The sequence below is a fragment of the Streptomyces sp. M41(2017) genome, from assembly GCF_002078175.1.
Classification (GTDB): domain Bacteria; phylum Actinomycetota; class Actinomycetes; order Streptomycetales; family Streptomycetaceae; genus Streptomyces.
Window position 1 is genome coordinate 1,821,738 of record NZ_MWFK01000002.1, and the last position, 23,901, is coordinate 1,845,638.

General features: G+C 71.6%; 25 protein-coding genes. 8 read left to right on the top strand and 17 right to left on the bottom strand.

The window, feature by feature from the left end; genetic code table 11:
• Positions 1–14: 14 nt before the first annotated feature.
• From B0675_RS33795 to B0675_RS33810, 4 genes are all read right to left on the bottom strand, one after another.
• Positions 15–851 (bottom strand): MetQ/NlpA family ABC transporter substrate-binding protein, encoded by an 837-nt coding sequence (locus tag B0675_RS33795; RefSeq protein ID WP_081223405.1) that lies wholly within the window; start codon positions 849–851, stop codon positions 15–17.
• Positions 852–952: 101 nt separating this feature from the next.
• A complete protein-coding gene (locus tag B0675_RS33800; protein WP_081223406.1) occupies positions 953–1,690 on the bottom strand; it encodes a methionine ABC transporter permease in 738 nt (245 codons plus the stop codon).
• Positions 1,687–2,730 carry an ATP-binding cassette domain-containing protein gene (locus B0675_RS33805; protein WP_081223407.1) on the bottom strand — a complete coding sequence of 348 codons (1,044 nt, stop codon included), beginning with the start codon at positions 2,728–2,730 and terminating at the stop codon, positions 1,687–1,689. Before B0675_RS33805 ends, B0675_RS33800 begins: the two co-directional genes overlap by 4 nt.
• Before the next feature lie 369 nt (positions 2,731–3,099).
• Positions 3,100–3,747: an HAD family hydrolase gene (locus B0675_RS33810; protein ID WP_081223408.1), complete on the bottom strand. Its 648-nt coding sequence runs from the start codon at positions 3,745–3,747 to the stop codon at positions 3,100–3,102.
• 69 nt (positions 3,748–3,816) lie between these two features.
• On the opposite strand from B0675_RS33810, the gene B0675_RS33815 reads away from it, so the two are divergent.
• Entirely contained in the window at positions 3,817–4,176 is a 360-nt protein-coding gene (locus B0675_RS33815; protein WP_081223409.1) for a hypothetical protein, read from the top strand.
• Between the two features lie 109 nt (positions 4,177–4,285).
• Positions 4,286–4,654 carry a hypothetical protein gene (locus B0675_RS33820; protein WP_081224037.1) on the top strand — a complete coding sequence of 123 codons (369 nt, stop codon included), beginning with the start codon at positions 4,286–4,288 and terminating at the stop codon, positions 4,652–4,654.
• Positions 4,655–4,718: 64 nt separating this feature from the next.
• Here the strand turns inward: B0675_RS33820 and B0675_RS33825 are convergent, their stop codons facing one another.
• The 3 genes from B0675_RS33825 to B0675_RS33835 form a co-directional block, all read right to left on the bottom strand.
• Positions 4,719–5,222, bottom strand: coding sequence for a GNAT family N-acetyltransferase (locus B0675_RS33825; RefSeq protein ID WP_081223410.1), 504 nt, complete (start codon positions 5,220–5,222; stop codon positions 4,719–4,721).
• Positions 5,223–5,279: 57 nt separating this feature from the next.
• Positions 5,280–5,774 (bottom strand): sigma-70 family RNA polymerase sigma factor, encoded by a 495-nt coding sequence (locus B0675_RS33830; protein WP_081223411.1) that lies wholly within the window; start codon positions 5,772–5,774, stop codon positions 5,280–5,282.
• A gap of 125 nt (positions 5,775–5,899) precedes the next feature.
• Positions 5,900–7,063: a glycerophosphodiester phosphodiesterase gene (locus B0675_RS33835; protein WP_081223412.1), complete on the bottom strand. Its 1,164-nt coding sequence runs from the start codon at positions 7,061–7,063 to the stop codon at positions 5,900–5,902.
• A 408-nt stretch (positions 7,064–7,471) separates the two neighbouring features.
• Between B0675_RS33835 and B0675_RS33840 the strand changes: the two genes are divergently transcribed.
• The gene (locus B0675_RS33840; protein ID WP_081223413.1) at positions 7,472–8,143 is read left to right on the top strand and encodes a lysophospholipid acyltransferase family protein; all 672 of its coding nucleotides are present in this window, start codon (positions 7,472–7,474) and stop codon (positions 8,141–8,143) included.
• Positions 8,144–8,228: 85 nt separating this feature from the next.
• On the opposite strand, the gene B0675_RS33845 is transcribed toward B0675_RS33840, so the two are convergent.
• The 5 genes from B0675_RS33845 to B0675_RS33865 all read right to left on the bottom strand — a co-directional run bounded on the left by B0675_RS33845 (position 8,229) and on the right by B0675_RS33865 (position 14,264).
• Positions 8,229–9,746, bottom strand: a complete 1,518-nt coding sequence (locus B0675_RS33845) for an MFS transporter (protein ID WP_081223414.1) — start codon at positions 9,744–9,746, stop codon at positions 8,229–8,231.
• Positions 9,743–10,294, bottom strand: coding sequence for a TetR/AcrR family transcriptional regulator (locus B0675_RS33850; protein WP_179165491.1), 552 nt, complete (start codon positions 10,292–10,294; stop codon positions 9,743–9,745). Before B0675_RS33850 ends, B0675_RS33845 begins: the two co-directional genes overlap by 4 nt.
• Before the next feature lie 122 nt (positions 10,295–10,416).
• On the bottom strand, positions 10,417–11,388 hold the full coding sequence (locus tag B0675_RS33855; protein WP_081223416.1) for an aldo/keto reductase: 972 nt from the start codon (positions 11,386–11,388) through the stop codon (positions 10,417–10,419).
• Between the two features lie 120 nt (positions 11,389–11,508).
• A complete protein-coding gene (argH, locus tag B0675_RS33860; RefSeq protein ID WP_081223417.1) occupies positions 11,509–12,942 on the bottom strand; it encodes an argininosuccinate lyase in 1,434 nt (477 codons plus the stop codon).
• 128 nt (positions 12,943–13,070) lie between these two features.
• Positions 13,071–14,264, bottom strand: a complete 1,194-nt coding sequence (locus tag B0675_RS33865; RefSeq protein ID WP_081223418.1) for an argininosuccinate synthase — start codon at positions 14,262–14,264, stop codon at positions 13,071–13,073.
• A 143-nt stretch (positions 14,265–14,407) separates the two neighbouring features.
• Here B0675_RS33865 and B0675_RS33870 point away from each other — a divergent pair, with 143 nt between their 5' ends.
• The 5 genes from B0675_RS33870 to B0675_RS33890 all read left to right on the top strand — a co-directional run bounded on the left by B0675_RS33870 (position 14,408) and on the right by B0675_RS33890 (position 18,806).
• A complete protein-coding gene (locus B0675_RS33870) occupies positions 14,408–14,995 on the top strand; it encodes a pyridoxamine 5'-phosphate oxidase family protein (RefSeq protein ID WP_081223419.1) in 588 nt (195 codons plus the stop codon).
• 3 nt (positions 14,996–14,998) lie between these two features.
• Complete coding sequence (locus tag B0675_RS33875) at positions 14,999–15,694, top strand: L,D-transpeptidase family protein (protein WP_081223420.1); 696 nt, start codon at positions 14,999–15,001, stop codon at positions 15,692–15,694.
• A gap of 155 nt (positions 15,695–15,849) precedes the next feature.
• The gene (locus B0675_RS33880; RefSeq protein ID WP_081224038.1) at positions 15,850–17,187 is read left to right on the top strand and encodes a ferredoxin reductase family protein; all 1,338 of its coding nucleotides are present in this window, start codon (positions 15,850–15,852) and stop codon (positions 17,185–17,187) included.
• Between the two features lie 19 nt (positions 17,188–17,206).
• On the top strand, positions 17,207–18,022 hold the full coding sequence (locus B0675_RS33885) for an FMN-binding protein (RefSeq protein WP_179165492.1): 816 nt from the start codon (positions 17,207–17,209) through the stop codon (positions 18,020–18,022).
• Entirely contained in the window at positions 18,015–18,806 is a 792-nt protein-coding gene (locus tag B0675_RS33890; protein WP_081223421.1) for an FAD:protein FMN transferase, read from the top strand. Before B0675_RS33885 ends, B0675_RS33890 begins: the two co-directional genes overlap by 8 nt.
• 85 nt (positions 18,807–18,891) lie before the next feature.
• Here B0675_RS33890 and B0675_RS33895 read toward each other — a convergent pair whose 3' ends face one another.
• Genes B0675_RS33895 through argC form a run of 5 tightly spaced genes read right to left on the bottom strand, consistent with a single transcriptional unit; the run spans position 18,892 to position 23,747 of the window.
• Complete coding sequence (locus B0675_RS33895; protein ID WP_081223422.1) at positions 18,892–19,428, bottom strand: arginine repressor; 537 nt, start codon at positions 19,426–19,428, stop codon at positions 18,892–18,894.
• A 23-nt stretch (positions 19,429–19,451) separates the two neighbouring features.
• Complete coding sequence (locus B0675_RS33900; RefSeq protein ID WP_081223423.1) at positions 19,452–20,660, bottom strand: acetylornithine transaminase; 1,209 nt, start codon at positions 20,658–20,660, stop codon at positions 19,452–19,454.
• Positions 20,657–21,571: an acetylglutamate kinase gene (argB, locus tag B0675_RS33905; protein ID WP_081223424.1), complete on the bottom strand. Its 915-nt coding sequence runs from the start codon at positions 21,569–21,571 to the stop codon at positions 20,657–20,659. Before argB ends, B0675_RS33900 begins: the two co-directional genes overlap by 4 nt.
• Positions 21,568–22,722, bottom strand: coding sequence for a bifunctional glutamate N-acetyltransferase/amino-acid acetyltransferase ArgJ (gene argJ, locus B0675_RS33910; RefSeq protein WP_081223425.1), 1,155 nt, complete (start codon positions 22,720–22,722; stop codon positions 21,568–21,570). The genes argB and argJ overlap by 4 nt, the downstream gene beginning before the upstream one ends.
• Positions 22,719–23,747 carry an N-acetyl-gamma-glutamyl-phosphate reductase gene (gene argC / locus B0675_RS33915; RefSeq protein WP_081223426.1) on the bottom strand — a complete coding sequence of 343 codons (1,029 nt, stop codon included), beginning with the start codon at positions 23,745–23,747 and terminating at the stop codon, positions 22,719–22,721. Before argC ends, argJ begins: the two co-directional genes overlap by 4 nt.
• Positions 23,748–23,901 lie beyond the last annotated feature (154 nt).

A 23,901-nucleotide genomic window follows, 5' to 3' on the forward strand; every position in this document is an offset into this window, starting at 1 on the left:
CTGCCGCTTTCCGCCTACTTGAAGGAGGGGATGACGGAGCCGGCGTACTTGTCCTCTATGAACTTCTTGACCTCGGGCGAGGTGAGGAGCTTCGCGAGCTTCTTCACGCGCGGGTCGTTCTCGTTGCCCTTCTTGACGGCGAGGAAGTTGCCGTAGGGGTTGTTCGTCGCGGACTCCAGGACGAGGGCGTCCTTGGCGGGCTTGAGACCGGCGGAGATGGCGTAGTTGCCGTTGATCACCGCGGCGTCCACGTCGTCCAGGGAGCGCGGGGTCTGGGCCGCCTCGACCTCCTTGAACTTCAGGTTCTTCGGGTTCTTGGAGATGTCCTGCGGGGTCGCCTCGTTGCCGACGCCGTCCTTGAGGGTGATGAGCCCCTTGGAGGCGAGCAGCTTCAGGGCGCGCGCCTCGTTCACCGCGTCGTTGGGGACGGCGACGGTCGCACCGCTCTTCAGGGCGTCGGAGCTCTTCACCTTGTGGGAGTAGAGGCCGAGCGGCTCCAGGTGCACGGTGACGACGGGCACGATGTGGGTGCCGCGCTTCTTGTTGAAGTCGTCGAGGTACGGCTGGTTCTGGAAGTAGTTGGCGTCCACCGAGCCGTCCTCGGTCGCCGTGTTCGGGACGATGTAGTCCTGGAACTCCTTGACCTCCAGGTCCAGGCCCGCCTTCTTCGCCAGGTTCTTCTTGACGAAGTTCAGGATCTCGGCGTGCGGGACGGGACTGGCGGCGACGACGAGCGGGCCGCTCGTGTCGGAGGAGGACGCGGAGTCCTTGTCGGAGCCGCAGGCGGAGAGACCGAGGGTGAGGGCTCCGGCGGCGAGGACAGCGGTGGTGATCTTGGCGGTGTTACGCACGAAAAGTGCCTTTCCTTATGGGTGGTGCCGCCCCGTCATGAGGTGGACGGGGAAACCGAGGGGGGTGGATGCCGGCGCCCGGAGGACGGGCCGCCGGGGTGTCAGGCGACCGTGCCGACGTCGGCGGCGGAGGTCTCCCGGGACTTCAGGAACCGCAGCTTCGGGGCGGCGCCCGACCCACCGCCGCGGCGGTGCAGGCCGCGGGCCGCGTAGTCGCCGGCGAACTGGATGAGGGAGATGACGACCGCGAGGATGGCGACGGTGATCCACATCATGGTGGTCTCGAAGCGCTGGTAGCCGTACCGGATCGCGATGTCGCCGAGGCCGCCCGCGCCGACGGTGCCGGCCATCGCCGAGTAGCCGATGAGGGCGACGATCGTGGTGGTCGCCGAGGAGATCAGCGAGGGCAGCGACTCGGGCACGAGGACCCGGCGGACGACCGTCCAGGTGTTGCCGCCCATCGCCTGCACGGCCTCGACGAGTCCGCCGTCCACCTCGCGGACCGCCGTCTCGACCAGGCGGGCGAAGAACGGGATCGCGCCGACGGCGAGCGGCACGATGGCCGCCTCGCGTCCGATGGTGGTCCCGGTGATCGTGCGCGTGAAGCTCATCAGCGCGACCATCAGGATGATGAACGGCAGTGAGCGGGCGACGTTCACGACCTGCCCGACGATCTTGTTCACGACGACGTTCTGCAGGAGTCCGCCGCGGTCGGTGAGGACGAGCAGGACTCCGAGCGGGAGACCGCCGACGATGGCTATGAGCGTGGACCAGCCGACCATGTAGAGGGTGTCCCAACACGCCTGGGACAGCAGGGGCTGCATCTCGGACCAGGTCACTTGGCACCTTCCTTCACCAGTACGGACTCCGAGGCGGCCCGTTCCACGACGTCGATCTGCAGGCCCTGCTCGCGGAGGAAGCCGATGGGCACGACGTTCTCCTCGTAGCCGCCGGGCAGTTCGATGCGCATGCGGCCGACCTGGCGTCCCGCGACGGTGTCCATCGCGGCACCGAGGATCGAGATGTCGATGTTGTAGGTGCGCGAGAGCTGCGAGATGACCGGCCGGGTGGCCGCCTCACCGACGAAGGTGACGTCGATGACGGTGCGGTCGTCGCCGGACACGTCGCCGCTGACCGGGAAGAGCGCGGAGGCCAGTTCGGAGCCGGGCGTCGCGAGGAGTTCGCTGACGGTGCCGGACTCCACGACGCGGCCCCGGTCCATCAGCGCGGCCGAGTCGCAGATCGACTTGACCACGTCCATCTCGTGCGTGATCAGCAGGACGGTCAGGCCCAGCTGGCGGTTCAGGTCGCGCAGCAGCTGGAGGATGGAGCGGGTGGTCTCCGGGTCGAGGGCGCTGGTCGCCTCGTCGGAGAGCAGCACCTTGGGGTCGCCGGCCAGGGCGCGGGCGATGCCGACGCGCTGCTTCTGACCGCCGGAGAGCTGCGCCGGGTAGGCCTTGGCCTTGTCGGAGAGGCCGACCAGCTCCAGGAGTTCGAGTGCCTTGGAGGACCGCCGCCTGCCCGAGACGCCGAGGATCTCCAGCGGCAGCTCGACGTTGTCCTGGACCGTGCGCGAAGACAGCAGGTTGAAGTGCTGGAAGACCATGCCGATCCGGCTGCGCGCCTGGCGGAGCTCGCGGCCCGCGCGCGGGCCGCGCCCGGCGAGCGCCGTGAGGTCCTGTCCGGCGACGGTGACCGTGCCGGCGGTGGGGCGCTCCAGCAGGTTGACGCAGCGGATGAGGGAGGACTTGCCGGCGCCGGACTGACCGATGACGCCGTACACCTCGCCTTCGCGGACATGCAGATCGACGCCGTCGAGGGCGGTCACTTCACGGCCGCGCGAGCGGTAGACCTTGGTGAGGCCCGTTGTCGTGATCACTGGGGGGATTCCGTCACTGTCGAGTGCGGGCGTGGGTGTACGCCGGGGCACGGGTGCATGCGGGCGGGAACGCGACACGGATTCTCGCGATGGCGATGAACCGGAGGGAGAACAGGTGCGCGGGGCAACCCGGTCACGTACGCGGTACGGACACAGGGCGCGGCGATCCCGCTTCGGGGCGCGGGATCAGGCGGTGGTGCGGGGGCCCTCTAGAAGGCGCACATTCGACACATACAGCGAGCACCGGGCGTCATGGTCGCCTCGGTCGCAAGGATGCGGCTGCTCGTCGTGGTCATGGGATGAAGTAAAGCAGACGCCAAGCGGGGAGCCGCCACCGCTGTCCGTATAGCGGACAGCGGTGGACACGGTTCAGTCCCGGGCGGAGAGCTCCACGCCCCCGTCGGTGACCAGGACCGACAGGGCGGAGAGGTCCTCGACGACGTGGTCGGCGTCCAGCTCGTGGGCCTGGTGCGTTGTGGCCAACGCCACGGTGGTCATCCCTGCGGCGCGGCCCGACTGGAGGCCGGCCGGGGCGTCCTCGAAGACGACGCAGCGGGCCGGGTCGACGCCGAGCCGGCGGGCGGCGAGCAGGTAGGGCTCCGGGTCGGGCTTGCCGCGGGTGATGTCGTCGGCGGCGATCAGCGTCTTGGGGAGGATGCCGACCTCGGCGAGCCGGGCCTCGGCGAGCCGGCGGGTCGCCGAGGTGACGACGGCCCAGCGCTCGGCGGGCAGGGCGGCGAGCAGCGCGAGGGTGCCGGGCAGCGGGACGACCCCGCCCGCGACGTCCTCGATCTCCAGTTGCTCGACCCTGGCGAGGGCCTCGGGTGCGGTCTCGGGGGGCAGCAGGTCGGCGACGATCTCGGCGGCGGGGCGGCCGTGCAGTTCGATGCGGGCGAAGTCCTCGGCGGTGATGCCGTACTCCTGCGCCCAGCGGGTCCAGCAGCGGTTCACCGAGTCCAGGGACGAGACGAGGGTGCCGTCGTTGTCGAACAGGAGGGCCTCAGCGTGGATCTTCATGCCCTCGACCCTACGGGCCACCCCGGGGGCGAGCGCATCGGGCCTTTTGGCCCGTAATAGGGTCGCGGCATGCTTGATGCCCTGACGGTCGCGACGGCCGTCGCCGCGCTCGCGCTCGCCGCCTGGTGCGGCTGGGCCGCCTACCGTGATCAGCCGACGAAGGACTGGCACTTCATCGGCATGGCCGTGGTGTCGCTGCTCGCCGCGGTCCAGCTGGTGGTCGGCGTGGTCCAGCTGGCGCGCGGCGAGAAGCCGGAGCAGGGCACGACGATCTTCGTGGCGTATCTGCTCGGCGCCTTCGCGTGCGTCCCGGCCGTGGCGTTCATGTCGCTGGCGGAGCGGACTCGCTGGGGTTCGGTCACGGTGGCGGCGGGCGGCATCGTCCTCGCCGTGCTCGAGGTGCGGCTCTACGACATCTGGGGAGGCTGAGATGACGGCCACGGAGGAGAACACGAGCGTGCCTCGGGACGGGCGGGACGACACGGTGGGCGGGGAGCCCGCGGCCACCGGGCGCACCCGGCTGATCAGCGGCCCGGGCATGCTGCTGGTCTGGCTGTACGGGGTGATGGTGGTCGGCGCGGTCTCGCGGTCGGCCGTACAGATCTCCACGGAGTTCGACAAGGCTCCGCTCGCCTACTCGCTGTCCGCGGTCGCCGGTCTCGTCTACGGCTTCATCACGTACTCGCTCGTGCGGGGCGGGGAGACGGCGCGCAGGGCGGCGCTGGTGTGCTGCGCCGCCGAGCTCGCGGGCGTGCTGGTCGTCGGGACCTGGACGCTGGTGGAGCCGTCGGCCTTCCCCGACGCCACGGTGTGGTCGGACTACGGCATGGGCTATCTCTTCATCCCGGTCCTGCTGCCGCTGTCGGCGATGTACTGGCTGCGCACCGCGCGTACCACCGCCCGATAGCGACCGCTGCGGCCGCCGGACCGCTCCCGCCTCTCGGCGGGGTGCCGGCCGACGGCCGGGGCCGTCAGGCGCTGGTGGCGTACGCGGCGGTGTCGGCGCCCTTGGCGAGGGTCACCAGGGTCAGCCGATCGTCGACCTGCTCCCGGGAGACGGGCGCGTAGCCGTGCTTGCGGTACAGGCGCAGGTTGTGCTCGCTGCGGTGGCCGGTGAAGAGCTGGAAGGACGTGGCCGCGCCGTCCGCGCCCAGCCGGGTCTCGATCGCGGCGAGCAGCCGTCCGCCGAGGCCGTGCCGCTGCATGCGCGGGTGCACGATGAGCTTGTTGATCCGGGCCGTCCCGTCGGCGTCGACGGCGCCCCGCACGGAGGCCACCACCTCGTCGCCGAGCCGGGCCACCAGGACCGTGCCGCCCGCGAGTTCCGCCCTGAGGGAGTCGAGCGGCTGGGTGAGCGGCTCGATGCCGTAGTCGCCGTACAGCTCGGCCTCGCTCTGGTAGCAGAGGTACTGCAGCTTCAGGATCTGTTCTGCGTCCTGCTCGGTCGCCGCCGAGATGGTCACGCTCATGCCCATGTGTGCATGCCTCCCGCTCACCTGTTCACCGGTCGTCCCCCACTCCTATCCCCGTCGTCAGTGGGCCGCAACCTCCACCGCGAGCAATCGCCGCAGACATCCCAGGCATCTGGAACGTTCCGGACCCAGACTGCCCTGTGAGATACCCAACTCGCCTGCGATCTCCCGGTACGTGAGGTCTTCCGGGGAGAGCAGCGCGGCCATCAGGCCACGGCACCGGCGGGGCAGCCGGCGCACGGCCGCGTGCAGTTCGCGGCGCCGGTCGGCGGTCATCGCCTGCTGTTCGGGGCCGTGCCGCCGGTCGTCCGCGGGTTCGACGGCGTACGGCTGCTCGGCGCGTGCCGTACGGCGGCTGCGGCGGGCCTCGGAGCGCACCGCGCGGCGCAGCCATCCCGGCGGGTCGGCGGGCGGGCCCGCGGTGTCCAGCCGCTCCAGGAGGCGGAGCCAGACGGCCTGTTCCAGATCGTTCTGCTCGGTGCCGGACGCGTGGGCCTCGGCCGACGCCTCGGCGGCGAGCAGCGGCCGGAGCGCGGAAACCATCTCGTGGGTCATGTGCGGCACGACGCGGCCGCCCCGGCAGGAGGTTGCCGGGACGGCCGGTTGTCACCCCATCCGGGGTGACGCGGGCGCCGGTTGACGGTCCGGCGTACGGTGCGGTGTGCCTGCGGGCCGGCGGTTCAGCGGGCGAGGAAGTCCGCGCGGGCCAGCAGCGCCGTGTCGGCGTTGTCGGAGAAGACGCCGTCGATGCCCGTCTCGAAGTACGCCTTGAACGCGCCGAAGGCGTCCCCGTACGCGGTCGGGTCCGTGCCCTTGCGGAAGTCGGCCGGCAGGAAGGGGTTCTCGTTGCGCATGGTGTAGGGGTGCAGGACGAGACCCGCGTGGTGCGCGTCGGCGACGAGCGTGGTCGGCGTGGTGAGGTTGCCGGCCGCGTCCTTGGGAATGACGAGGTCGAGCGTGGGGCCGATGCCCTGGGCGAACGAGGCGATCCACTTCAGGCCCTGGGGCGTGACCAGGTCGGCGACGGTGCGCGGGTCTCCCGTCGCGACGAAGTCCCAGGGGCGGGTGTCCGCGCCCGAGAGCAGTACGGCGAGCGGGTTGCCGACGAGCTTGTTCAGTCGCTGGATGCTGGTCGGCTCGAAGGACTGCAGGATGACCGGCGAGTCCTTCTTGTCCTTTCCGTACCTGCGCAGGAGCTTGGCCACGCGCTCCTCCAGGCCGAGGCCGAGCGCCCGGAAGTAGGTGGGGTGCTTGGTCTCGGGGTAGATCCAGACCTGCTTGCCGCGCTTGCGGGTCTGCTCGTCCTGCCAGCGGAGCACCTCCTCGAAGGTGGGGATCTCCCAGCGCCCGTTGTAGAGGGTGTTGTGCGGACGGTTGGCGGGGATGCGCTCGACGGCCCGCAGCGTCTTCAGCTCGGCGAGGGTGAAGTCCTCGGTGAACCAGCCGGTGGTGGGGATGCCGTCCAGGGTCTTGGTCGTTCTGCGCGCGGCGAACTCGGGGTGCGCGGCGACGTCGGTGGTCCCGCCGATCTCCGGTTCGTGGCGGCAGACGAGGTGACCGTCCTTGGTCGGGACGAGGTCACCCGCCTCGACGACGTCGGCGCCGAGGTCCAGGGCGAGCTGGTACGAGCCGAAGGTGTGCTCCGGCCGGTAGCCGCTGGCGCCGCGATGTCCGATGATCGTCGGCTTGGGCAGGCTCCGGTAGCCGCCGCCCCCGTGGCGCTCGCCGGCGCTCGCGGCGCCGGGCAGTCCGAGGACCGCTCCCCCGGCGCCGAGCACCGCCGCCCCGAGCAGCGTCCGCCGCGCCGTGCCCCGCTCCTGACCGTTCGACTCCTGCACTCCCATGAGCGTTCCTCCCGCCGTAGGTGCCCTGCCTGTCGAGCGGGACGATCGTAGGTGTCCCCGTGTGACGGGAGGGAGGCCTGCGGCGGAACAGTCGATGACTCCGGGCGGGTGCCCGGGATACGGAACCTGACGGTCCGTCCGCTTCGGTCCGGGGCGGCGGGGTACCCGGGGGGCAGCGGCGAGTGGGCGGCGAACCTTGGCGGGGTCACCCGTTCGCCGGTGCGGCGCGCGATGTCCGTCACATCGTGTCGCCCCGATGTCGGCCGCCCACAGGCGTGCCACCGCAGGTAAACGTGCGTCAACACCGCGTATCCGGTCGGTGAACCCGATGTGCAATCACCCGGGAACCGCGAGTATCGTCCTCACCTGCACAGACTCCATACCGATCCCTTGACACCGGAGGGCCTGTTGTCCCGCTTCGCGCTCATCAAGGCAGCGCTCGGACCGATCATGCGCCTGATGTTCCGTCCTCGGGTGGAGGGCGTGGAGCACATTCCGGGCGACGGTCCGGTGATCCTGGCCGGCAATCACCTCACGTTCATCGACTCGATGATCCTTCCGCTGGTCTGCGACCGGCAGGTGCTGTTCATCGGCAAGGACGAGTACGTCACGGGCAAGGGCTTCAAGGGCCGGCTGATGGCGTGGTTCTTCACCGGCGTCGGCATGATCCCGGTGGACCGCGACGGCGCCAACGGCGGTGTCGCGGCGCTGATGACCGGCCGCCGCATCCTGGAGGAGGGCAAGGTCTTCGGCATCTACCCCGAGGGCACCCGCTCCCCCGACGGCCGGCTGTACCGCGGCCGCACCGGCATCGCCCGCCTCACCCTGATGACCGGGGCCCCGGTCGTGCCGTTCGCGATGATCGGCACCGACAAGCTCCAGCCGGGCGGCGCGGGCATCCCGCGCCCGGGCAAGGTCACCGTCCGCTTCGGCCCCGCCATGGAGTTCTCCCGGTACGAGGGCATGGACCGCGACCGGTACGTGCTGCGCGCCGTGACCGACTCGGTGATGACCGAGGTCATGCGGCTGTCCGGCCAGGAGTACGTGGACATGTACGCGACGAAGGCGAAGGCCGCGTAGGGCTTCGCCCGCACGACACGCGAAACGGGGTGGGCCCCGACCGGGGGATACCGGTCGGGGCCCACCCCGTTTCGCGTTCGCGGTCCTAGGCCTCCAGCTTCTGGCCGCGCAGCAGGAACCAGGCCGCGACCGCGGTGGCGAGCAGCACGACGGCTCCCGCGCCGGACGCCAGGGCCAGCCCGTCCACGAAGGACTCGCGGGCGGCGTTCAGCATCGCCTCGGCGGCCGGTGCGGGCAGGCTCGCGGCCGCCTCCACCGCTCCGCCCAGGGAGTCGTGCGCCGCGGCGGGGGTGCCCGCCGGGCCGGTGAAGCCGGCGTAGACGCCGGTCACGACGGAGCCGAGCAGGGCGATGCCGAGGGCCGCGCCGAGTTCGTACGCCGTCTCGGAGACCGCGGACGCGGCGCCGGCCTGGTCCTTGGGCACGGTCGACAGGATCACGTCGGCCGTCACCGTGAACGAGAAGCCGGCACCGATGCCGACGACCAGCAGGGCGGCGCCGAGGACCGGGTAGCCCGTCGACTGGCCGAGCACGGTGAGCGTGCCGAGCGCGAGGCCCACCGCGGCGAGGCCACCGGAGACGACGACGCGCACGGAGAACCGGCGGGCGTAGCGGCCCGCGACCAGACCGGCGGCGACGGCGCCGACCGCGGCCGGGATCTCGGCGAGCCCGGCTTCGAACGGGCCGCGTCCCTGCACGAGTTGCAGGTACTGGGAGAGGAAGAACACCAGCCCGGACAGGCCGAGGACGGTGAACAGGTCGGCGAGCACGGCACCGGAGAAGCCCCGGTGGCGGAAGAGGCGGACGTCCAGCAGGGGCGCGGGCAGCGTGAGCTGGCGGCGCACGAACCAGACGAGCGCGGCGACGCCGAGCAGTCCGGTGGCGAACACCGCGCCGCTCGGGCCGTGCGCGGCGGCCTCCTTCACCGCGTAGACCACGCCGATCACGCCGACGAGGGACAGCGTCACGCTGATCAGGTCCCAGGGCCCGTGGCTGGGGCTCTTCGACTCGGGCAGCAGCTTGATGCCGACGAGGACGAGGACCACCATCACCGGAAGGTTGATGAGGAAGACCGAGCCCCACCAGAAGTGTTCGAGCAGGAAACCGCCGACCACCGGACCGACGGCGGTGCCGGCGGAGGCCGTCGCGCCCCAGATGCCGATGGCGAGGCTGCGCTCGCGCGGGTCGTGGAAGATGTTGCGGATCAGGGCGAGGGTGGCGGGCATCAGGGTCGCGCCCGCGACGCCGAGCAGCGCCCGCGCCAGGATCATCATCTCGGGTGTCGTCGCGTACGCGTTGAGCACGGATATGAGCCCGAACGCCGTCGCGCCGACGAGCAGCAGCTTCTTGCGGCCGATGCGGTCACCGAGGCTGCCCATCGAGACGAGCAGTCCGGCGATGACGAAGGAGTAGACGTCCCCGATCCACAGGAGCTGGGTGCCCGAGGGCTTCAGGTCCTCGCTGATGTACGGGGTCGCGAGGCCGAGGACGGTCGCGTCGACGGCCACCAACAGCACGGCGAGGACGAGGACGGAGAGCGCGAGCCAGCGGCCCGGGCGCTTCTCCACCTCCGCCGCGACGGCCGGCTGCAGGGTGCTGGTCATGGTTCCTCTCTCCGTAGCGCTCCGCCGAGCAGCAGCTCGACGATCATGTGGTGGAAGTCGTTGGCGGCGATCCGGCCCTCGGTGACGGCCCAGGACGCGGAGGCCATCAGGCCGTAGAGCGCCTCGGTGAGCCAGGGGGGTGTGAGGTCGATGCGGAACTCGCCGCTCTCCTGGCCGCGCCGGAACAGCGCGGACATCCGGGCGTCGAGCCGGGCCCAGCCCTCGTGCTGCCCGTCGCCCTCGAACAGCTGGTTCTCCGTGTAGAGGAAGGCGAGCAGTCCGGCCGCCTTCTCCAGCTCCTTCACCAGGCGGCGCACGGCCTCCTGGGCGGTGCCCTCGTCCAGGCGGGCGGCGTCCAGGGCCGCCTCGCACTCCTCGATGCCGAGGGCCTCCAGCGCCCGTACGAGCGCGTCGCGCCCGGCGAACTGGCGGTGCAGCGTGGCCCGGCTGATCCCGGCGGCCTTCGCGACCTCGTCCATGGTCGCGGTGGATTTCCTGGTCAGCAGGGCGGCTGCGCTGCGCAGCACGTGGTCACGATCGACAGCCATGAGACAAGAGTACCCCAGATGAGACAGTCATGTCTCATCTGGGGCGTATGTGTCTCACCGATGCCGCATGCGCGGCGCGTGAGAGGGCTGAGGACGCGGACCCCGGAGGGCGGAGCGGAAGGTCAGTGCCAGGGGAGCTGCCCGCGCCGCTCCCAGTACGCGCGGGGCGTCTCCGCGAGGGCGGCGAGCCGGTGCAGCTGTTCGTCGCCGAGGTCGACGACGGCCGCGTGCAGGTTCGAGGCGAGCTGGTTCGCGGTGGCGGCGCCCGAGAGCACCACGCCGGCCCAGGGCTGCCGCAGGACGAGCGCGAGGGCGACCGCGTCGCAGCCGAGGCCCGTCCCGTCGGCGACGGCGCGCAGCGCCTCGGGCGCGTGGGGCCCGGCGAGCCGGCCGTTGGCCATGCCCTCCTTGACGATCACGGTCAGTCCGGCGTCGTGGGCCTCGGCGAGCGCGGGCCCGGCCGAGGTCTCCAGGACGTTGTACGTGGACTGGACCGTACGGAAGAGGGGTTCGCCGTCGACGGTCACGGCGAGGGCGGCACGGATCGCGTCGGCCTGCGCGGGCCCGCTGGTGGAGAAGCCGATCGACAGTCCCCCGGCGGCCGCCTCGGCGAGCGCGGCGTGCAGTTCCTTGTCGGTGAGGGCCGGGCTGTCCGGGGTCACCGAGTGGATCTGGTAGAGGTCGAGGCGGTCGCCGAGCAGCCCGGCGGTCTCGGCGCGCTGCCGCTCGTACGTGGCGAGGCCGTGGTCCTTGACCTCGTGGGCCTCGGCGTCGGTGCGCCAGTCCGCGGTGTACGTGTAGCCCCACTTGCTGCCGACGACGACGTCGTCGACGCCGGGGCGGTCGCGCAGCCAGTCGGCGAGGAACTCCTCGGAGCGGCCGTAGGAGCGGGCCACGTCGAAGTAGCGGACGCCCTGGGCGTAGGCGGCGTCGAGGAGTTCGTGGGTGCGCTCGCGCAGGGCGTCGACACTGCGGTCGGCCGGGAGGTCCTCCTCACGCCCGAGGTTGATGTAGCCGGGGCGGCCGACGGCGGCGAGGCCCAGACCGATGCGGGCGGTGGGCGTCGTGGCTGAGGCCAGGCGTGCGAAGGGCATCGCGGCTCCGTTCCGGTCGGCTCCTCTACGGTTCCCGACCAACGTAACCCGCGACGCCCTCCGTCGTACGGCACCCGCTCCGGGACGCGGCACCCGCCGTGCCGCGCGCCCGCGCCCGGGCTACTGCTTCCGCTTGGCCCGCGCCCAGTGCTGCTGGTCCGCCACGTCCGCCTTGATGTCGGCGAGCTGGGCGGCGACCGCGACGGGGGCCGTGCCGCCGCGGCCGTCGCGGGAGGCGAGGGCGCCGGGCACGTTCAGGACGGACCGCACCTGCGGGGTCAGGTGCGGGGAGATCTTGGCGAACTGCTCGTCGGTCAGTTCGTCGAGCTCCTTGCCGTCCGCCTCGGCGACCTTCACGCACTCGCCGGCCACCTCGTGCGCGACACGGAACGGCACGCCCTGCTTGACCAGCCACTCGGCGATGTCGGTGGCGAGCGAGAAGCCCGCCGGGGCCAGCTCCTCCATGCGCTCGCGGTGCACGGTGAGCGTCGCCATCATGCCGGTGAAGGCGGGGAGCAGGACCTCCAGCTGGTCGCAGGAGTCGAAGACGGGTTCCTTGTCCTCCTGGAGGTCGCGGTTGTAGGCGAGGGGCAGCGCCTTGAGGGTGGCCATCAGTCCGGTGAGATTGCCGATCAGCCGGCCCGACTTGCCGCGCGCGAGCTCGGCGATGTCCGGGTTCTTCTTCTGCGGCATGATCGAGGAGCCGGTGGAGAACGCGTCGTGGAGGGTGACGAAGGAGAACTCCTTCGTGTTCCAGATGATGACCTCCTCGGCGATCCGGGAGAGGTTCACGCCGATCATCGCGGTGATGAAGGCGAACTCCGCCACGAAGTCGCGGGAGGCCGTGCCGTCGATGGAGTTGGCGACGCTGCCGTGCTCGAAGCCGAGGTCCTTCGCGACCGCCTGCGGGTCGAGGCCGAGGGAGGAACCGGCCAGGGCGCCGGAGCCGTACGGCGAGACGGCGGTCCGCTCGTCCCACTGGCGCAGCCGCTCGGCGTCCCGGGACAGGGACTGGACGTGGGCGAGGACGTGGTGGGCGAAGAGCACCGGCTGCGCGTGCTGGAGATGGGTCCGGCCGGGCATCGCCACGTCCGGGTGGGCCTCCGCGAGCCCGATGAGCGCCTCCTGGAGGTCGGCGATCAGGCCGCCGACGATCCGGGCGTGGTCGCGCAGGTACATCCGGAAGAGCGTGGCGACCTGGTCGTTGCGGGAGCGGCCGGCGCGCAGCTTGCCTCCCAGGTCCGCGCCGAGGCGCTCCAGCAGACCGCGCTCCAGGGCGGTGTGGACGTCCTCGTCGGCGATGGTCCCGACGAACGAGCCGTCGGCTACGTCGGCCTCCAGCCGGTCGAGCCCCTCGGTCATGCGGGTGAGCTCGTCCTCGGTGAGCAGGCCCGCACCGTGCAGAACGCGCGCGTGGGCACGCGATCCGGCGATGTCGTACGGCGCGAGGCGCCAATCGAAATGGACCGACGCGGACAGCTTGGCCAGGGCCTCGGCGGGACCGTCGGCGAACCGTCCGCCCCAGAGCCGGACGTCACCGCTGTTGCTGCTCACTTGCGTTGCTCCTCGCGGGGGTTGGATGTGCCACCGCCCCCTCACGCGGGTGAGGAGGCGGCTGTCAGGCTAGTGGGTGGGGTGCCCGGGGACGGCGGACACGACCGGACCGCCGAGTCCCTCGCGCCTTACGCCAGGTCCCGCTTGGCGGCGATCTTCGACGACAGGCTGTAGATGTCGATGAAGCCCTTGGCCGCGGCCTGGTCGAAGGTGTCGCCCGTGTCGTACGTGGCGAGGTCGAAGTCGTAGAGCGACGTGTCGGAGCGCCGGCCGGTGACGACCGCGCGGCCGCCGTGCAGGACCATCCGGATGTCGCCGTTGACGTGCTGGTTGGCCTCGGTGATGAAGCCGTCCAGGGCGCGCTTGAGCGGGGAGAACCACTGGCCGTCGTAGACCAGCTCGCCCCAGCGCTGCTCGACCTGCCGCTTGTAGCGGGCGAGTTCACGCTCGACGGTGACGTTCTCCAGCTCCTGGTGGGCGGTGATCAGTGCGATCGCGCCCGGAGCCTCGTACACCTCGCGGGACTTGATGCCCACGAGCCGGTCCTCGACCATGTCGATCCGGCCGACGCCCTGGGCGCCGGCGCGCTCGTTGAGCTGCTGGATGGCCTGGAGGACGCTGACGGGCCTGCCGTCGATCGCGACCGGCACGCCTTCCTTGAAGGAGATGACGACCTCGTCGGCCTCGCGCTGCTCGGCGGGGTTCGAGGTGTACTCGTAGATGTCCTCGATCGGCGCGTTCCAGATGTCCTCCAGGAAGCCCGTCTCGACCGCGCGTCCGAAGACGTTCTGGTCGATGGAGTACGGGGACTTCTTGGAGGTGGCGATCGGGAGCTGCTTCTCCTCGCAGAAGGCGATCGCCTTGTCCCGGGTCATCGCGTAGTCGCGGACCGGGGCGATGCACCTGAGGTCCGGGGCGAGGGCGACGATGCCGGCCTCGAACCGCACCTGGTCGTTGCCCTTGCCGGTGCAGCCGTGGGCGACCGTGGTCGCGCCGTGCTTCTGCGCGGCGGCGACGAGGTGCTTGACGATCGTCGGCCGGGAGAGGGCGGAGACCAGCGGGTAGCGGTCCATGTAGAGGGCGTTGGCCTTGATCGCCGGAAGGCAGTACTCGTCGGCGAACTCGTCCTTGGCGTCCGCGACCTCGGCCTCGACGGCGCCGCACGCGAGGGCGCGCTTGCGGATGACGTCCAGGTCCTCGCCACCCTGGCCGACGTCGACCGCGACCGCGATGACCTCGGCACCCGTCTCCTCGGCGATCCAGCCGATGGCGACGGAGGTGTCCAGGCCGCCCGAGTAGGCGAGTACGACGCGCTCGGTCACGGGTTTCTCCTCACAGTGCGTTCGCTGACATGCATGAGTATGCAGGAGTCTGCATGATTCGTCAACGCCGCCACCCGCGACCCCGCGCACGGAACGGGAAATTCCTTAGGCGAACGAAAGATTTTCCGCCATAATCGTTAGCCATGGGAAAGACCTATGAGCGCATCGACGGCCGCCTCCGTACGTTCATCGAGGCACAGCCCCTCTTCTTCACCGCCACCGCACCGCTGTCGGGGGACGGCACCGTCAACCTGTCCCCCAAGGGCCTCGCCGGCTCCTTCGTCGTGCTCGACGAGCTGACCGTCGCCTATCTGGACTTCGCGGGCAGCACCGCCGAGACCATCGCGCACCTGCGCGAGAACGGCCGCATCACCCTCATGTGGTGCGCGTTCCAGGGGCCGCCCACCATCGTGCGGGTGCACGGCCGCGGCGAACCCGTCTTCCGGGACGACCCGCGCTTCAAGGAACTCGTCGGCCGCTTCCCCGCCATCGACCCGGCGCAGCACGGGCTGCGCGCGGTCATCGTCGTCACCGCCGAGACCGTCCGCGACTCCTGCGGCTACGCCGTCCCCTTCATGGCGTACGAGGAGGACCGCGATCTGCACGGCAGGCGGTTCGCCCGGGAGGACGACGCCTCCCTGGACGCGTACTTCACCAAGAAGGAGCACATCGCGACGAGCCTGGACGGCCTTCCCGGGCTGCCGCTGCCGTTGCCCCCCAGTACGGTCTGAGCCATGCGCCTCGGAGCCGTCGCCCTCGCGTCCGCGTCCCTGCTCGCCCTGGCCCCGGGCGGGCCGCCGCCGCGCGAACTGCCCGAGCTGATGAGCGACACCGGCGGCGGCACCCAGCTGATCACCGCACAGGCCCCGCGCGGGAGCGCCACGTCGGGAACCCTCAGCTGGTGGGACCGGCGGGACGGACGCTGGGTGCGGGCGGGCTCCGTCACCGCGCGCTTCGGGGCGAACGGACTCGTCGAGGGCGGGGCGCGGCGCCAGGGCACGAACACGACACCCACCGGCCTGTACGACCTGCCGTACGCGTTCGGGACCAGCCCCGCGCCGGGCGGGACCTCGGTGCCCTACCGGCCGGTGCGGCAGGACTCGTGGTGGTGCCAGGACAACGCGTCCCGGTCGTACAACCGCTGGACCGAGCCGCGCCCCGCGGACTGCCGGGCCGCCGAGTCCGAACACCTGGTCGCCTACGAGAAGCAGTACGCGCACGCCTTCGTCATCGGGTTCAACTACGCCCGCCCGGTGCGCGGACGCGGCGCCGGGATCTTCCTGCACGTCAACGGGAGCGGGCCGACGGCCGGTTGCGTGTCCGTGCCGGCGGACACCATGCGGCGCCTGCTCACCTGGGCGGACCCGGCACGTGACCCGCACATCGCCATCGGCACCGCGAGCGGGCCCACCGCCCTGACCCGGTACTGAAGTTCGGCGGGAGAGTCCGTGCGACGGGTGAACGCACGGGCGTCGTGGACCGTATCTCTGGGCCAGGGGGCCACTCCCCTCGCCCCGTCCCCACGGACGAACACGGAGGAACCGTGTCCACGATCGCCGGTGGCCGCGCCGCGCGGCGCCAGACCATGCGCCGCATCCGCCCACGACGCTCGCCCGCCGTCCCCCTGCTGCTCGCCGTCTGGGCGGGCGCCGCCGGGGTGATCTGGCTGTGGTGGAACAACACTCCGTCCATCGCCGACGACAACAGCAGGATCCTCAACGCGGGCCGGATCACCGGCCTGCTCGCCGGATACCTGATGGCGCTCGTGGTGCTGCAGATGGCCCGCGTCCCCGCACTCGAACGCCGGGTGGGATCCGACCGCGTGGCGCGCTGGCACGCGATGACCGGCCGCTACACGATCTCCCTGGTCCTCGCCCACCTCTTCCTGACCATGTGGGGCTACGCCCTGCAGTCCGGGAAGGGGCTCGGCGCGATCGTGCAGCAGACGATCGACTCGGTCGACCAGCTCCCCGACATGGGCAAGGCGGCGATCGGCACCGGTCTGCTCGTGCTCATCGGGTTCATCTCCGTCGGCCCGGTCCGCCGGCTGATCCCGTACGACACCTGGTACCACGTCCATCTGCTGACGTACGCCGCGGTGTTCCTGACGTTCTGGCACCAGCTGTCCACCGGGAACGACTTCGCCGTCGAACCGGTCGCCAAGACCGTCTGGTACGGGCTGTACGGCTCGGTGACCGCGCTCGTCCTCTGGTACCGGATCCTCTCGCCGATCCGGCTGAACCTGAAGCACCGGATGCGCGTCGAGGCGGTCATCGAGGAGACGCCCGGCATCGTGTCCGTGCTCATCAGCGGGCGCAAGCTGCACCGGATGGGCGCCGAGGCGGGGCAGTTCTTCCGCTGGCGGTTCCTGGCGCCCGGGATGCGGCTCAGCTCCCACCCGTACTCACTGTCGGCGGCGCCCCGCCCGAACATGCTGCGCATCACCGTCAAGGCGATCGGCGACCACAGCTCCGCGCTGCGCGACCTGGAGCCGGGCACCCGGGTCTGGGCCGAGGGCCCCTACGGCGCGCTGACCGCGGGCAAGCGCAGCCGCGGCAAGGTCCTCCTGGTGGCGGGCGGCGTGGGCATCACCCCGATGCGGGCCCTGTTCGAGACCCTCCCCGGCGCGTCCGGCGACATCACGCTCCTCTACCGCGCCAACAGCACCCAGGACCTGGCTCTGTGGGACGAACTGGCCTCCATCTCCAAGGAGCGCGGGGCCCGGCTGATGTACGCGGTGAACAGCCCCGAGGGCGAACGCCCGGACATCTCGGCGGACACCCTGCGCCGCAAGCTGCCGGACATCGAACGCCACGACGTCTTCATGTGCGGGCCGCCCGGTTTCGCGCAGCAGGTGTACGACGCACTGCGCGGCGCGGGGGTTCCCGCCCGCCGCATCCATCACGAGTCGTTCGAGATGTGAGCGACGGGAGTCAGGAGCGATGAAGAAGAGTCATCCCATACGGCGCACCATGCTCGCCGCCGCAGCCACCGTGTCCGGGATCGTGCTGCTGCTCTCGCTCAAACCGGCGGGCGATCCGGCCGCCGCGTCGGCGCAGGGCGGCGCGGCACCCCAGCGGACGGCGGCCGGGCAGGAGTCGCCGCAGGGCGGCAGCGCTCAGCAGACCGGCACCCGGACGGTCACCGGCGACGTGGTGAAGACCGAGTACGGCCCGGTCCAGGTCCGGCTGTCGCTGAGCGACGGCAGGATCGTCAAGGCCGACGCGGTCCAGGCCCCGCGGGGCGGGACCAGCGACCAGAAGACCGCCCTGGCCGTTCCCCGGCTCAACAAGGCGGCCGTCGCCGCGCAGAGCGCCGACATCGACGCCGTGTCGGGGGCGACCTACACCTCCGGCGGCTACAAGAAGTCCCTTCAGTCGGCCCTGGACAAGGCCAGGGCGGCCGGCGGCGGTTCGGGTTCCGCGGGAGCGTCGGGGACGTCCGCCTCGCCGAAGGCGCCGGCCGCCGAGGCGCCCGCCGCCCAGACCCGCGTCATCACCGGAGACGTCGCGCGGACCGAGTACGGCCCGGTCCAGGTCCGCCTCGTGCTCGCCGGGACGAAGATCACGAAGGCGGAGACGGTGCAGGCGCCGAGCGGCGGGCGCAGCACGCAGGTCACCGCCGACGCCGTGCCGAAGCTGAACCAGGAGACCGTCGCGGCGGGCAGTGCCGACATCGACGCCGTGTCGGGGGCGACCTACACCTCCGGGGGCTACAAGAAGTCCCTCCAGTCGGCGCTGGACAAGGCCGGTGGCTGAGCCGGCCGAGGAGGCACCGGCCGCTCTGCGGCACGCCGAGGAGGTCATGGGCACGGTGTTCTCCTTCGACGTGCGCGGTGGGGACCCGGACGCGGTCCGGACCGCACTGGAGGAGGCCGTCGCCCAACTGCACCGGGTGGACGCGGTGTTCAGCACCTACCGGGAGGACAGCCAGATCTCGCGCCTGGCGCGCGGCGAACTGACCGTCGAGGAGTGCGACGAGGAGGTCGCCGAGGTGCTCGGCCTGGGCGCCGAGGCACAGCGGATCAGCGACGGCTGGTTCAGCACACGGTACGAGGGCCGGCTGGACCCGACGGGGATCGTCAAGGGCTGGGCGGCCGAACGCGCGGCCCTGCGGCTCACCGAGGCCGGGGCGAGCGGGGTGAGCGTCAACGGCGGCGGTGACGTCCAGCTGTGCGGTGTCCCGGGGTCGCACCGGCCGTGGCGGATCGGCGTGTCGGACCCGCTCCGCCCGGGTGCGCTGGCCGCGGTCGTCTCCGCGGCCGGGGCCGACGAACTGGCCGTGGCGACCTCCGGGACGGCCGAGCGCGGCGCGCACATCGTGGACCCCCGCACCGGCAGGCCCGCGGTCACCGACCTGCTGGCCGTGACGGTGGTGGGCCCCCGCCTGACCTGGGTGGACGCCTGGGCGACCGCCGCTTTCGCGATGGGATCGCGGGCGGGTCTGGACTGGCTGGAATCCCTGCCGGACGTGGAGGGCCTGCTGGTCACGGCGGGCGACGAGGTCCGGTGCACGGGCGGGCTGGCCCGGCGCCTGGGGTGACCGAGGGACCCACGCGCGAGGAGGCGCGCCCCCAGCGGGGCGCGCCTCCTCGCGCGTGTCCGTGCCGGCCGGTCCCGCGCCCGCCTCAGTGGGCGTTCTGCGCGAGCCTCAGCAGGTGGTCGGCGAGCGCCTGGCCACCGGTCGGGCCCCGGCTGATCAGCAGCAGCGTGTCGTCCCCGGCGATCGTGCCGAGGATGTCGTGCAGTTCGGCCTGGTCGATCGCCGAGGCGAGGAACTGCGCGGCCCCCGGCGGGGTGCGCAGGACCACGAGATTCGCCGAGGCCTCCGCGGAGATCAGCAGCTCCGAGGAGAGCCGCCGCATCCGCTCCTCCTTCGCCGACTCCCCGAGCGGCGCGCGGGGCGTACGGAAACCGCCCTCGCTCGGCACCGCGTAGATGAGGTCGCCGTCGTTGTTGCGGATCTTCACCGCGTTCAGCTCGTCGAGGTCCCGGGAGAGCGTCGCCTGCGTGACGTTCAGCCCGTCGTCGGCGAGGAGCTTCGCCAACTGGCTCTGCGAGCGCACCGGCTGCCGGTTGAGGATGTCCACGATCCGGCGGTGGCGTGCGGTGCGGGTCTGCGGCACGGCAGGCCCTGCTGGCTCGTGGTCCTGCGCCTGGCTCATCGTCGTCGTCCCATTTCCCGGGATCATCCGTCCCCGTTGGCTGCGTCGAGGATGCCGGGAAGCGCCTGGAGGAACGCGTCCACCTCGTCATCGCCCAGGTTCAGCGGCGGCATCAGCCGTACGACATCGGGGGCGGGCGCGTTCACCAGGAAACCGGCGTCCTGAGCCGCCTGCTGCACCTGGGGCGCGAGCGGCTCGGTGAGCACGATACCCAGGAGCAGGCCCGCACCCCGGACATGGTCGACGAGCGGGTGGCGGGCTCCGCCGTCGGCGCCCTCGATTCCGTCGCGCAGCTTCTCGCCGGCGCGCTTCACGTTCTCCAGCAGGCCCTCGGACTCGATCGTGTCGAGGACGGCGAGTCCGGCGGCGCAGACGACCGGGTTGCCGCCGAAGGTCGTGCCGTGGTGACCGGGCTTCAGCAGGGTGGCGGCACGGCCGAACGCGACGGTGGCGCCGAGCGGGAGTCCGCCGCCGAGGCCCTTGGCGAGCGTGACGATGTCGGGCAGGACACCTTCGTGGGCCTGGTACTCGAACCAGTGGCCGGTGCGGCCGATGCCGGTCTGCACCTCGTCCAGGACGAGCAGCGCGCCGTTGGCCGCCGTGATCGCGCGGGCCGCCTTCAGATAGCCGGGGGGCGGCACGACCACGCCGTTCTCGCCCTGGATGGGCTCGATGATCACCAGGGCGGTGTCCGGGGTGACCGCTTCGGCGAGGGCCTGCGGATCGCCGTAGGGGACGTGCGTGACGTCGCCGGGCAGCGGCAGGAAGGGCTCCTGCTTGCCGGGCTGTCCGGTGAGGGCGAGGGCGCCCATGGTGCGGCCGTGGAAACCGCCGGTGGTGGCGACCATGTGGGTCCGGCCGGTGAGCCGGCCGATCTTGAAGGCACCCTCGTTGGCCTCGGCGCCGGAGTTGCAGAAGTACACCCGGCCGTCGCGGCCGAAGAGCTGGAGCAGCCGTTCGGCGAGGGTGACGGGCGGTTCGGCGACGAACAGGTTGGAGACATGGCCGAGTTCGGCGATCTGCCGGCTGACGGCCTCGACGATCGCGGGGTGGCCGTGGCCGAGCGCGTTGACCGCGATGCCGCCGACGAAGTCGAGGTACCGCGTGCCGTCGGCGTCCCACAGCTTCGTGCCGGCACCGCGGACGAGCGGCAGGCGCGGGGTGCCGTAGTTGTCCATCAGTGAGCCCTGCCACCGCTCGGTGAGCTCTGCGTTCGTGGCGCTGCCGGTCATGCTGCGTCCCCCGCTTCCTCGTCGTCCGGCACGACCATCGTGCCGATGCCCTCGTCGGTGAAGATCTCCAGCAGGATCGAGTGCTGGACCCGGCCGTCGATGACCCGGGCGGTCGTCACGCCGTTGCGTACGGCGTGCAGGCAGCCCTCCATCTTCGGCACCATGCCGCTGGCCAGCTCGGGAAGGAGTTTCTCCAGCTGGGAAGCGGTGAGGCGGCTGATCACCTCGTCGCTGTTCGGCCAGTCCTCGTAGAGGCCCTCGACGTCCGTGAGGACCATGAGGGTCTCGGCCCCCAGAGCAGCAGCGAGTGCCGCAGCCGCCGTATCAGCATTGACGTTGTAGACATGTCCGTCGTCCTGGCTCCGGGCGATCGAGGAGACGACCGGGATACGGCCGTCGGCGAGCAGCGCCTCGATCGCGCCCGTGTCGATCGCGGTGATCTCGCCCACCCGCCCGATGTCGACCGACCGGCCGTCGATCGTCGGCAGGTGCTTGGTTGCGGTGATGGTGTGCGCGTCCTCGCCGGTGAGGCCGACGGCGAGCGGTCCGTGTTCGTTGAGCAGGCCGACCAGCTCGCGCTGGACCTGCCCGGCGAGCACCATGCGGACGACGTCCATCGCGTCCTCGGTGGTGACGCGCAGGCCGGCCTTGAACTCGCTGACGATGCCGTGCCGGTCGAGGGCGGCGCTGATCTGCGGGCCGCCGCCGTGCACGACGACGGGCTTGAGGCCCGCGTGGTGCAGGAAGACGATGTCCTGCGCGAAGGCGGCCTTGAGGCCGTCGTCGATCATGGCGTTGCCGCCGAACTTGACGACGACGGTCTTGCCCCGGTGCCGGGTCAGCCACGGCAGCGCCTCGATGAGGATCTGCGCCTTGGGCAGAGCGGTGTGTTTGCGGGTCACATTGCTCATGAGGAGTACGCGCTGTTCTCGTGGACGTAGTCGGCGGTGAGGTCGTTGGTCCAGATCGTGGCCGTGGCGTCGCCCGCGGCGAGGTCGGCGACGACGTGGACCTCGCGGTAGCGCATGTCGACCCGGTCGCGGTCCTCGCCGACACCGCCGTTCTTGCAGACCCAGACGCCGTTGATGGCGACGTTCAGCCGGTCCGGCTCGAAGGCGGCCTTCGTGGTGCCGATCGCGGACAGCACCCGCCCCCAGTTGGGGTCCTCGCCGTGGAGGGCGCACTTGAGGAGGTTGTTGCGGGCGACGGAGCGGCCCACCTCGACGGCGTCGTCCTCGGTCGCGGCGCCCACGACCTCGATCCTGATGTCCTTGGTCGCGCCCTCGGCGTCGCGGATGAGCTGCTGTCCGAGGTCGTCGCAGACCTCGCGCACGGCCTCGGCGAACTCCGCGTGCTCCGGGGTGACCCCACTGGCTCCGGAGGCGAGCAGCAGCACGGTGTCGTTGGTCGACATGCAGCCGTCGGAGTCGACGCGGTCGAAGGTCGTGCGGGTGGCGTCGCGCAGGGCCAGGTCGAGGGACTCGGCGGGCACGTCCGCGTCGGTGGTGATCACGACGAGCATGGTGGCGAGGCCCGGCGCGAGCATGCCGGCGCCCTTGGCCATGCCGCCGACGGTCCAGCCGGCCCGCGTCGCGACGGACGTCTTGTGCACGGTGTCCGTGGTCTTGATGGCGATGGCGGCCCTCTCGCCGCCGTGCGGGCTGAGCGCGGCGACCGCCCGGTCGACGCCGGGGAGCAGCCGGTCCATGGGCAGCAGGACACCGATGAGGCCGGTCGAGCACACGGCGACGCTCCCGGCGCCCGTGTCACCGAGGGCCTCGGCGACCTTCTCGGCGGTGGCGTGGGTGTCCTGGAAGCCCTTCGGCCCCGTACAGGCGTTGGCACCGCCGGAGTTGAGGACGACGGCGGTCAGCTCGCCGGACCTGAGCACCTGCTCCGACCAGAGGACCGGGGCGGCCTTGACGCGGTTGGAGGTGAAGACGCCCGCGGCGGCGCGGCGGGGCCCGGTGTTGACCACGAGGGCCAGGTCCGGGTTGCCGTTCTCCTTGATTCCGGCGGCGATTCCCGCCGCCGTGAATCCCTGTGCTGCCGTGACACTCACGGTGCGACTCCGATCGTGGAAAGCCCCAGCTCCTCGGGCAGGCCGAGCGCGAGGTTCATGCTCTGGACGGCACCGCCCGCGGTGCCCTTGGTCAGGTTGTCGATGGCGCTGACCGCGATGATGCGGTGCGCGGCGGCGTCGTACGCGACCTGGACCTGAACGGCGTTGGAACCGTAGACGGACGCGGTGGCGGGCCACTGGCCCTCGGGGAGGAGATGGACGAACGGCTCGTCGGCGAAGGCCTTCTCGTAGGCGGCGCGCACGGCGTCGGCGGTGACCCCGGGCTTCGCCTTGGCGCTGCACGTCGCGAGGATGCCGCGGGGCATCGGCGCGAGCGTGGGCGTGAAGGAGACGGTGACGGCCTCCCCGGCGGCGGCGCTCAGGTTCTGGATCATCTCGGGGGTGTGCCGGTGGACGCCTCCGACGCCGTACGGGGTCATCGACCCCATGACCTCGCTGCCGAGGAGGTGCGCCTTGGGCGACTTGCCGGCTCCCGAGGTGCCGGAGGCGGCGACGATCACGGCCTCGTTCTCCGCGAGTCCGTCCGCGTACGCCGGGAAGAGGGCCAGGGAGGCGGCCGTCGGGTAGCAACCGGGCACCGCGATGCGCCTGGACCCCTCCAGCGCGGCGCGGGCACCCGGCAGTTCGGGGAGGCCGTAGGGCCAGGTCCCGGCGTGCGGGGAGGCGTAGAACCGCTCCCAGTCGGCCGGGTTCCTCAGCCGGAAGTCGGCGCCCATGTCGACCACGAGGACGTCGGGGCCGAGCTGCTCGGCGACCGCGGCGGACTGCCCGTGGGGCAGCGCGAGGAACACCACCTCGTGGCCGGCGAGGACCTCGGGGGTGGTCTCCGCGAGGACGCGGCCGGCGAGGGGCAGCAGGTGCGGCTGGAGCTCCCCGAGCCGGCGGCCCGCGTTGGAGCCGCCGGTCAGGGCGCCGATCTCGATCTCGGGGTGTGTCAGGAGCAAGCGCAGCAGTTCCCCGCCCGCGTATCCACTCGCTCCCGCCACTGCCGCGCGTACCGTCATGGAACCCTCCTCCTAGATGGCATGACTATACGTTTCCATGCACGTTTATGCAATCCTGGTGCGATCAATGACCGGCATACGACGACCGCCCCCCGGCCGTCAACGGCTGGGGGGCGGTCGTCGTCCGGGGCTCGACCGCCCCGCGAGGGCGGCC